Raw genomic sequence first — 10,585 nt, 5'->3', positions numbered from 1 at the left:
CATCATGTTGCGGCGCAAGCGAATTCGCGGTGTAGCCCGCGGCCCGGCGTGGCGGTTGATGGGCGTGATCTTCGGCACGATGTTCTTCCTGATGTTCACCCCGACCAAGTGGGTGCACCACTTCGGCCTGTTCGCCGCAGTGGGTGCGGCGATGGCCGCATTGACGACGGTGCTGGTGTCGCCGGCCGTGCTGCGCTGGTCGCGCAACCGGATGGCGTTCCTGGCCGCGCTGTTGTTCCTGCTGGCGCTGTGCTTCGCCACCACGAACGGCTGGTGGTACGTGTCCAGCTACGGTGTGCCGTTCAACGCCGCGATGCCAAAGATCGCCGGAATCAGCATCAGTACAATGTTTTTCGCGCTGTTCGTCGCGGTCGCGCTGTACGCCGCCTGGCTGCACTTCGCTCCCCGCGACCGCGGGCAGGGCGGGCTGGCGCGAGCGCTGACCGCCGCGCCGATCCCGCTCGCCGCCGGCTTCATGACGCTGGTCTTCGTCGCCTCGATGGCGATCGGCATCGTCCGGCAGTACCCCACCTTCTCCAACGGCTCGTCGAACATCCGGGCCTTCGCCGGTGGCTGCGGGCTGGCCGACGACGTCCTGGTCGAGCCGGACACCAACGCAGGGTTCATGCCGAGCCTGCCCGGCGACTACGGTGCGCTGGGACCGCTGGGCGGCGTCAGCCCGGTCGGCTTCAGCCCCAACGGCGTACCGGACCATACCGTCGCCGAAGCGGTCGTGATGCACCCGAACCAGCCCGGCACCGACTATGACTGGGACGCGCCGACCAAGCTGAAGACTGCCGGCGTCAACGGCTCGACCGTGCCGCTGCCGTACGGCCTTGATTCACAACGGGTTCCGGTGCTCGGCAGCTACACCACCGGGGCGCAGCAGCAGAGCAAGCTGGCCTCAGCCTGGTACCAGTTGCCGCCCGCTGACGAGGGCCACCCACTGGTGGTGGTGACCGCCGCGGGCAAGATCGCCGGCGACAGCGTGCTGCACCACCACACCGACGGGCAGACCGTAGTGCTGGAATACGGCAGGCCGGGGCCCAACGGCGACGTGCTGCCGGCCGGACGGCTGGTGCCCGACGATCTGTATGGCGAGCAGCCGAAGGCATGGCGCAACCTGCGGTACCCCCGCTCCGAGATTCCCGCCGACGCAGTCGCCGTCCGGGTGGTTGCCGAAGACCTGTCGCTGACCCCGGAGGACTGGCTCGCGCTGACGCCCCCGCGGGTGCCCGAACTGCGTTCGGTACAGGAGTACGTCGGCTCGAAGCAGCCGGTGCTGCTGGACTGGGCGGTCGGTCTGGCGTTCCCCTGCCAGCAGCCGATGCTGCACTCCAACGGCATCACCGACATCCCGAAGTTCCGCATCACGCCGGACTACATGGCGAAGAAGATGGACACCGACACCTGGGAGGACGGCGTCAACGGGGGTCTGCTTGGCATCACCGACCTCCTGCTGCGCGCCCACGTGATGGCCACCTATCTGTCCCACGACTGGGCCCGCGACTGGGGCTCACTGCGCAAGTTCGACACGCTGGTCGATGCCCCGCCCGCGGAGTTGGATCTCGGCCACGCAACGCATTTCGGCTGGTGGTCGCCGGGAAAGATCCGGATCAAGCCCTAGCTCGGCGACTTCAGCGTGAGATGCCTCACGTTCGGATCCGGTCGGCGGCGGGTATGGCTTGAAGATCCCCATCCCCGAGCGAGAGGAGCGACCGTGAGCAGCGGACCCGAAGCAGCCATCAAGGGCATCGTCGAAGACGTCAAAGGCAAGGCGAAAGAGATCATCGGGATCGTGGTCAACCACGAGGATCTACGCAAAGAGGGCCGCGCGCAGCAGGAGAAGGCCCAAGCTCAGCGCGACGTGGCCAAGAAGGAAGCCGAGGCAACCTCGGCGCGTGCCGCGGAGAAGGCGGCCGAGGCTCGCGAGAAGTCGGCGCGCTAGAACGTAACTAGGCTGGGCGGCAACGGCTTTCGCTGTTGCCGCCCAGTTTTATGGGGTCAGCACGATCCGGCCGGCGCTATCGATATCGCGCCACGCCGACGTCACATCACGCAGCGGGACTCCCCGCGCGTCGATACGCAATGCGAGTGACAACGGCGGCGTACATCGGCGCCCTCCTCGCATTGCGACAATTAAATAGGATTGCGAACTACTGCAAGATGCCCGAGTGATTCAGCTGCAACCATGCCGGGTAGCCCGCAGCGAGGAGGTGCTCATGCGCGCTGAAGAAGGCGACGAATCCATCGACGAGCTGGCCGACGAGGCCGCCAAGACCAAGAAGGAACTCAGAGAGTCCACCGAAACCGGTGCGAAGGTGCAGAAGGCCGCGAAGGACAGCGAGCACTGACCCGTATAACAGTGTTGTGCGTCACATCGACGCACGTCATGTAAGGGAGATCTCAACCCGCGCGTGGTGATGTTGGGCCGCGGGCGGGGATAATTGACAGAATGTCAACAACGATTTCCGCGCTGGCCCGCTGTGCAGTGCCTATTGTCATCGCACTGGCCGGCTCAACCGCTCCGGCGGTCGCCGACGGCGGAACGGTGGTTCCGCTCAGAAGCATCCTGCGCGCGTGTGACTTCAGCCCGATCCCCGACCTCGCGTCGGCCAACCGTGCCACGGCTTCCGCGGTCATCCACACGTCCGGCGGCACCGTGACCGCCGACGTGCATCTCGCCGAGCCGGGCCAGCCCGGTACGCACTACGACGTCAGCCTGATCCAACTGCCCAGGGCGTCGAGTGCGTCCTGCGATGTTGCGGGGCCGGGTGTCGCGGTGGCTGGTCTGGACAGCGACGGGGTCGGTCAGGGATCGACCACCGTGCGCGACAGCATTCGCTCCGGCACGACCGGGGTCTGGGTGTTCATCCGTCGACCGGCTCAGTTCGCCCAGAGTCCCGCCGAGTTCTACACGTCGGACTTCCCCGCGACGGTCTAGATCGGCGTCAGGCCGTGTTTACGCTGGGTGCGCCAGTAGATTTGCTTGTCGCGCAACAGGTTCAACGACTTACGCAGTAGCAGCCTGGTCTCGTGCGGTTGGATGACCCCGTCGATGTAGCCACGCTCAGCGGCGATCCACGGGATCGCCATATTCAGGTTGTAGCCGTCGATGAAGTCTTTCTTGATCTGCTGCGCCTCGGGCGTGGTCGGGTCGGGGAACCGCTTCATCAGCAGCTGCGCCGCACCGTCGGCGCCGATCACCGCGATGCGGGCGGTGGGCCAGGCGAAGTTCAGGTCGGCGGTCAGCTGCTTGGAGCCCATCACCGCGTACGCGCCGCCGTAAGACTTACGGATCGTGATGGTTACCTTCGGTACGTCCGCTTCGACGACGGCGTTGAGGAAACGGCCGCCGCGTTTGATGATGCCGCCCTTCTCCTGCTCGACGCCCGGCATAAAGCCCGGGGTGTCGACGACGAAAACCAGTGGCAGATTGTAAGAGTCGCAGAATCGGATGAAGCCGGCCGCTTTGTCTGACGCTTCGTTGTCGATCGCGCCCGACATGTGCATCGGCTGGTTGGCGATCACCCCGATCGGGCGGCCGTCCACCCGGGCGAACGCGGTGATGATCGCCTGGCCACGCTGCGCACCGACGTCGAAGACGTCGCCGTCGTCGAAGATGCGTAGCAGAACCTCGTGCATGTCGTAGGCCATGTTGTCGCTGTCCGGCACGATCGCGTCGAGCTCGAGGTCGTCCGGCGTCACCTCCGGTTCCAAACCGGGATTGACCACCGGCGCATCGTCGAAGGTGTTGGCCGGCAGGAAACTCAGGTAGTCGCGCACGTATTGGAAGGCCGCGGCCTCGTCCTCGACGACCTGGTGGATGTTCCCATAGCGGGCTTGCGCGTCGGCGCCGCCGAGCTCATCCATGGTGACGTCCTCGCCGGTGACGTCCTTGATGACGTCCGGCCCGGTGACGAACATGTAGCCCTGGTCTCGCACCGCCACCACCAGGTCGGTCTGAATGGGTGAATAGACCGCTCCCCCAGCACATTTACCCAAGATGATGGAGATCTCCGGCACCAGCCCGCGCAGCAGCTCATGCCGGCGGCCCAACTCGGCGTACCAGGCGAGCGACGTGACCGCGTCCTGGATTCGAGCACCGGCAGAGTCGTTGATGCCGATGATCGGGCAACCGACCATGGCCACCCACTCCATCAGCTTGGCCACCTTGCGGCCGAACATCTCACCCACCGAGCCCTGGAACACCGTCTGGTCGTGGCTGAAGACCGCGACCGGCCGGCCGTTTATCCGGCCGTGCCCGGTGACCACGCCGTCGCCGAAAAGCGCGCCCGGGTCGCCCGGCGTGCGCGCCAATGCGCCGATCTCCAGAAAGCTGCCGGGGTCGACCAACGCGTGAATGCGGGCGCGGGCGCTCGGGATTCCCTTTTTGTCTCGCCGTGCGATTGACTTCGGATCACCGGGTTCTTTGGCCGTTTCCAGCTTTTCGCGCAGTTCGGCCAGCAGCTCAGCGGTGGTCTTGGTGGTCACTTAGGCTTCTTTCTGCTCGGCGTGAATCTTGTTGAGCGCCTGGGTCATATGCGCACCGACCTTCGCGATGATCGGCTCGTCGATGGCTTGGATGTGCTCGCCACCGATCGGCACGACTTCCAAGTCAGCGACGTAGTCGCCCCAGCCACCGTCGGGCTTGCGGATGGCATAAGCGGGCTCGAACGTGATCGCGTCGTCGTGGTAGCGGTCGGCCATGTACAGCGTGACGTGGCCGTCGTACGACTGGTATTCGGCGGTGTCGATCGCCCGCTGGTCGAGATACGACGTGCGCTGGTGCTCGATGATTCCGCCCGGGATCTGTACGCCGGCCTGCTGAACGGCCTCCAGCACGAACCTGACCTGTCCCTCGTCGTCAAGCTCTTCAAGCTGCTCGTAGGGAATGGGGGGGACCTCGACGTTGAAGGTCCGCTCAGCGAAGCGCGCGTAGCGGTCCCAGCGCTTGCGGGTCTCCTCCTTGGTCTGCAGGATCGGCTCGCCGGGCATCACCGCGTCGATCAGCCCGACGAACGGCACGTCGCAGCCCTGCTGCTTGAGCCCGATCGCGCAGGCGTAGGCCAATGCGCCGCCGAGCGACCAGCCGGCCAGGATGAACGGGCCGTCGCCGCCCAGCTCGCGCAGCTTCGGAACATACTGCGCGGCACGCTCTTCGATGGTGCCCTCGACCCGTTCGAAGCCGTACATCGGCACGTCGGCCGGCAGGCGATTGAGCAGCGGCTCGTAGACGACGGTCGAGCCGCCCGCGGCGTGGAACACGAAAACCGCCGGCTTGGTCGAGCCTTCGGGCCTGGCCCGAAGGGTGCGGACGAAGCCGTCGATCTGACCGGCCTCGAGGAATTCGCGCACGGTGGTCGCGAGCTGCTCGATGGTCTCGGCCGCCTTGACATCGTCGACGGTGATCGTGCCCTCCGCGCGCTCCGACAACCGCTCCGCCATCTTGGCGGCGGCGGCGTCGTCGAGCTTCGGTAAACCGTTGAAGATGCCGCCCGGTGACTTACCGGTGACGATCGCCCACGTCGCGAAGGCGACCCGCTCGGCGGCATCCCGCGGCGGGATGTCGGAGTTGAGTGCCGCGGCGACCGCCTCCCGATTGAGTGTCTGCGCGGCGCCGGCCAGGTTCGGCTGCGCTGCCGGGCCGGCCGGATTGGTCGGTGGCGGCGGAATCGCCGCGTCCGAAGGCGTTTCGGGCTGGGCTTGGGTCTCGGACTCGACGTGGGTGTCGGGCGCCGGTGCGGTCAGCGACGCCGCCGTCTTGCCGGCCAGCAGTGCCGCCTGCTCGGCGGCGATCTCCTCCGGCGTCTGCGTCTTCTGGCGTTCGTGCAACTCCTGCACCTCGTCGCGGTGCTCGATCGCGTACTCGATCAGCTTCTCCACGTTGTAGAGGTTGGCGTCGCGGACCGCCTGCAATTGAATCGGCGGCATGTCGAAGTCGTACTCGACGCGGTTCTTGATCCGCACGGCCATCATCGAGTCGAGGCCGAGTTCGACCAGCGGGACCTCCCACGGCAGGTCCTCGGGCTCGTACCCCATCGCCATCGACACGATGGCCGCTAGCCGATCACGAATCGTCTCACCGGAATCCGGTGTCCAACGGGCCAGCGCGCCCACCTGGCGGGCGGTCAGGCTGTCGGTCACGGCATCGGCCTGGCCGGACTCATCGGCTGTCGGCTCGGCAACCGCTACGGCTGCCGTGCTCTGCGTTGCGGCGATCGCCGCGCCCGCGCCGACGGCGGTCGGCAGCACCGAAGCCTGGCCGGCCCGCGACACGAGTGCGTCGTAGACCAGCGTGAAGGACTCGTCGATACGGGCGTGGATCTGCACCGCCGCGCCGCCGGGGTGACGGGTCAGCGTCGTCACCAGCCGGGCGTTTTCGGCCGGGACGGCGCGCTGCTCGGACGCGGTGAGCAACGCGTCCGGAAGCACCTGTGTCGCAGCCGCTTTCACCAGAGCGGCCAGATCGGTCTCGCCGCGCGGCGCGTATTCCCAGACGTGCCGGCCGTCCGGCATCGCGACGTGCGTACCGGGCATGAGCACCGATCCGTCGCCCGAGAAATGCGCATTCAGCCAGTGCTCTTTGCGGCGGAACTTGGTCGGCGGGATGTTCGCGTAGTCCTCCGGTCCTCCCGCGCGGGTGAACAGGGTGCGGACGTCGAGGTCGTGGCCGAGCACGAACAGCTGCGCCATCGCCGAGATGAGCGCCTCGGTGTCGTCCTGCTTGCGGGCCAGCGTCGGAATCAGCTGCGCGTCCGGCAATCCCGCGGCGGCGGTGGTCAGTCCGATCTGCATCAGCGCGACCGGGTTGGGCGCCAACTCCAGGAAAGTGGTGTAGCCGCTGTCGACAGCGTTGCGGACGCCGTGGGTGAAGTACACCGAGTGCCGCATTCCCTTGATCCAGTAGGCGACGTCATGCAACGGCTCGCCACCCGGCCGGACATAGGTCCCCTCGTTCACCGTCGAGAAGATGCCGACATTGGGGATGGTCGGTGAAATACCTTGCAGCTCCGCGGAGAACTCGCCCAACAGCGGATCCATCTGCGAAGTGTGTCCGGCGCCCTTGGTCTGGAGTTTGCGCGCGAAACGGCCCTCCGCCTCGGCGCGGGCGACGATCGCATCGATCTGATCGGGCGGGCCGCCAATGACAGTCTGACTGGGCGCGGCGTAGACGCACACCTCCAGGCCGGGGAAGTCGGCGAAGACCGTCTTGAGTTCGTCGGCGGAGTACTCGACGAGCGCCATGAACCGGATGTACTCGCCGAACAGCATCGCCTCGCCCTCACCCATCAGGTGCGAGCGCGAGCAGATCACCCGGGCGGCATCTGCCAGCGAGAGGCCACCGGAAAAGTACGCCGATGCCGGCTCGCCGAGCGACTGCCCAATCACCGCAGCGGGTTTCGCGCCGTGATGCTTCAGCACCTCACCGAGTCCGATCTGGATGGCGAAGATGACGACGTTGCTGGTTTCTATGCCGTAGTCGATCGAGTCGTCCAGGATCAACTCGAGGATCGAGTAGCCCCGCTCGTCCTGGATCAGCGCGTCGACCTTCTCGATCCACTCGGCGAAGATCTCGTTGCGCAGATAGAGGTTCTTGCCCATCTTGCGGTGCTGCGCGCCGAAACCGGCCATCGCCCACACCGGGCCGTTGGTGGCGGGCCCGTCGGTGCTGAACACGTAGGGCTTCTGCTTGCCGTCGGCAATCGCGCGCAGGCCCTTGATCGCTTCCTCGTGATCGTGGGCCAATACCACCGCGCGCGAACGGCCGTGGTTGCGGCGTGACAATGCGCGGCCGATCGATTCCAGCGATGACGCCTGTCCCTCAGGGGATTCCATCCAGTCGGCGAGCTCGGCCGCGGCGGACCGCTTGCGCGACGTCAGGAACGCCGAGATCGGCAGCGGAACCACGGGCGCCGGAACCTCTTCGGCCGCAAGCTCTTCCAGCGCGATCTCTTTGAGCCGGACGGCTTCTTCGGTGATGCCGGGCAACTCGTAATCGTCGTCGGCCGGTGCGTGGTCGTCTTCGATGAACTCGCCGTACTCGTCGAAGCGCATCCCGCCGACGAGCTCGACGTGCTCCTCGGCAGCGGGCGCCGCAGGCGCCTCCTCGGGCTGCGGTTCGGGTTCACGCTCGACCACGTCGCGGGGCAGCACCTCGCGCAGCACCAGGTGCGCGTTGGCGCCGCCGAAGCCGAAGCCGGAGACACCTGCGATGGCGTAGCCGCTGTAGCGCGGCCAGTCGGACACGGTGTCAAGAACTTTCAGATGCGCGGCGTCGAAGTCGATGTAGGGGTTGGGGCCGGCGTAGTTGATCGACGGCGGGAGCTTGTCGTGATGAAGGGACAGCACCATCTTGGCCAGGCTGGCCGCACCGGCGGCCGACTCCATATGTCCGACATTGGTTTTCACCGCGCCCAGCAAGGCCGGCTTGTCGGCGGGACGGCCGCGGCCGATCACCCGGCCCAGGGCCTGCGCCTCGATCGGGTCGCCCAGCACGGTGCCGGTGCCGTGCGCCTCGACGTAGTCGATGGTGCGCGGGTTGATGCCGGCGTCCTTGTAGGCCCGGCGCAGCACGTCGGCCTGCGCGTCCGGGTTCGGAGCGATCAGACCGTTGGACCGGCCGTCGTGGTTGACCGCGCTACCGGCGATCACCGCGAGGATCTGGTCGCCGTCGCGGCGCGCGTCGTCGACCCGCTTGAGCACCAACATGGCCCCGCCCTCGGAGCGGGTGTAGCCGTCGGCGTCCGACGAGAACGACTTGATCCGGCCGTCCGGCGAGAGCACCTGGCCGATCTCATCGAAACCAAGTGTCACTGCGGGCGTGATCAGCGCATTGACGCCACCGGCCACCGCGACGTCGCATTCCCCGCTGCGCAGCGCCTGCACGGCCTGGTGGGTGGCGACCAGCGAGCTCGAGCAGGCGGTGTCCACCGCGACCGACGGGCCGTGGAAGTCGAAGAAGTACGAAACCCGGTTGGCCACAATCGAACTCGCGGTACCAGTGATCGCATACGGGTGGGCGACGGTGGGGTCGGACATGGCCAGGTAGCTGTAGTCCATCACCGAGGTGCCGACGTACACCCCGACGGACTCGCCGCGCAGGCTGGACGCCGGGATGCGGGCGTGTTCGAACGCCTCCCAGGTCAGCTCCAGCGTCATCCGCTGCTGCGGGTCGATGTTGTCGGCCTCAGTCTTGGACAGCGCGAAGAACTCGGAGTCGAAGCCCTTGATGTCGCTGACGTAGCCGCCGCGGGTACGGGCGTTCTTGATGCGCTCGGCCAGCCGCGGCTCTTCCATGAACTCCGACCAACGGCCTTCGGGCAGATCGGTGATCGCGTCGCGACCCTCCAGCAGGCCCTGCCAGGTCTCGTCGGGGGTGTTCATGTCGCCGGGCAACCGGGTGGCCAGTCCCACGACGGCGATGTCGACGCGCTCGATCGGCCCGGTGCGGGTCCAGTCAGTGTCGTCGGCGTCGTCGTTCTCGAGCTCGGGGTCGCCTTCGACGATCCAGGTGGCCAGCGACTCGATCGTCGGGTGCTCGAACGCGGCCGCGATCGACACGGTGACCCCGGTGTGGTCCTCGATGTCGGCGGCCATCGCCACCGCGTCACGTGACGACAGACCCAGTTCCACCATCGGCGTGGCTTCGTCGATCACGTCGGGTGAGCGTGAGGTGGCGTTGGCGACCCAGGTGCGCAGCCATTGCCTCACCTCGGCGATGGTCATGTCGGTGCGAGCAGGGTTGCTGATGGGCTGGTCGGTACCTTCGGCAGCCATGCGCCGCTCCTCCGCATCGCTGCGCTCTGCATCGTCGCGGGCGGCCGACTGCGGGGAATCGTGGTCTGTGTCAGTCATGCTCGCGGTCAGTCAACTAGGTCGGGGAAGGAATTCGGGGACGCGACGCCGCTGCGCAGGGTGCCGTCGATATAGGCGGCGCGGCACGCGCGGCGGCCGATCTTGCCGCTGGAGGTCCGGGGCACCGATCCGGCCTGCACCAACAGGACGTCGCGCACGGTCACCCCGTGGCGGACGGCGATAGCCGTCCGGATGTCGTCGGCGATCGGCTGGTAGTCGAGCTTGTGCGCGCCGGGGGCACGCTCACCGACGATCACCAGTTGCTCGGAGCTGTCGTCCGGGTCGTACTTCAGCCCGGCGTGCGAGTTTTCGAACACTTCGGCGGGCAGCTGGTTGGCCGGCACCGAGAAGGCTGCCACGTAGCCGGTGCGCAGCGCGCGGCTGGCTTCCTGCGCCGAGTACTCCAGGTCCTGCGGATAGTGGTTGCGCCCGTCGACGATGACGAGGTCCTTGACCCGGCCGGTCACATAAAGGTGATCGCCGTGGTAGGTGCCGTAATCACCGGTGCGTACCCACGTCCCGTCGTCGGGGGCACCCTCGGCGCGTGACGGGTTGGTGCGCGACTTGAGGATGTTCTTGAACGTCTCGATTGTCTCTTGTTCCCGGTTCCAGTAGCCGGCTCCCATGTTCTGGCCGTGCAGCCAGATTTCGCCGACCCGCCCGTCGGGCAATTCGGACGCCGTCTCGGCGTCGACGATGACCGCGCATTGGTCGACGCCGATCTTGC

General features: G+C 66.9%; 6 protein-coding genes and 1 pseudogene. 4 read left to right on the top strand and 3 right to left on the bottom strand.

Annotation, left to right across the window (positions count from 1 at the left end; genetic code table 11):
- The 4 genes from WAO18_RS02490 to WAO18_RS02475 form a co-directional block, all read left to right on the top strand.
- A partial coding sequence (locus tag WAO18_RS02490) for an arabinosyltransferase C-terminal domain-containing protein (protein WP_422203604.1) occupies positions 1-1,627 on the top strand: 1,627 nt, incomplete at its 5' end.
- A gap of 93 nt (positions 1,628-1,720) precedes the next feature.
- Positions 1,721-1,948, top strand: coding sequence for a CsbD family protein (locus tag WAO18_RS02485; RefSeq protein WP_422203602.1), 228 nt, complete (start codon positions 1,721-1,723; stop codon positions 1,946-1,948).
- A gap of 274 nt (positions 1,949-2,222) precedes the next feature.
- Positions 2,223-2,354: a hypothetical protein gene (locus WAO18_RS02480; protein ID WP_422203600.1), complete on the top strand. Its 132-nt coding sequence runs from the start codon at positions 2,223-2,225 to the stop codon at positions 2,352-2,354.
- Between the two features lie 101 nt (positions 2,355-2,455).
- Entirely contained in the window at positions 2,456-2,944 is a 489-nt protein-coding gene (locus tag WAO18_RS02475; RefSeq protein ID WP_422203598.1) for a hypothetical protein, read from the top strand.
- On the opposite strand, the gene WAO18_RS02470 is transcribed toward WAO18_RS02475, so the two are convergent.
- The 3 genes and pseudogenes from WAO18_RS02470 to WAO18_RS02460 form a co-directional block, all read right to left on the bottom strand.
- A complete protein-coding gene (locus WAO18_RS02470) occupies positions 2,941-4,494 on the bottom strand; it encodes an acyl-CoA carboxylase subunit beta (RefSeq protein WP_422203596.1) in 1,554 nt (517 codons plus the stop codon). The genes WAO18_RS02475 and WAO18_RS02470 overlap by 4 nt on opposite strands.
- A complete protein-coding gene (gene pks13, locus WAO18_RS02465) occupies positions 4,495-9,780 on the bottom strand; it encodes a polyketide synthase Pks13 (protein ID WP_422203606.1) in 5,286 nt (1,761 codons plus the stop codon).
- A gap of 86 nt (positions 9,781-9,866) precedes the next feature.
- Positions 9,867-10,585: pseudogene (locus tag WAO18_RS02460) on the bottom strand (fatty-acid--CoA ligase); the annotation flags it as partial.

This window comes from Mycobacterium sp. (assembly GCF_049278535.1).
Taxonomy (GTDB): domain Bacteria; phylum Actinomycetota; class Actinomycetes; order Mycobacteriales; family Mycobacteriaceae; genus Mycobacterium.
The sequence above is the reverse complement of the archived record's forward strand: the minus strand, read 5'-3'. Positions and strand labels throughout refer to the sequence as shown.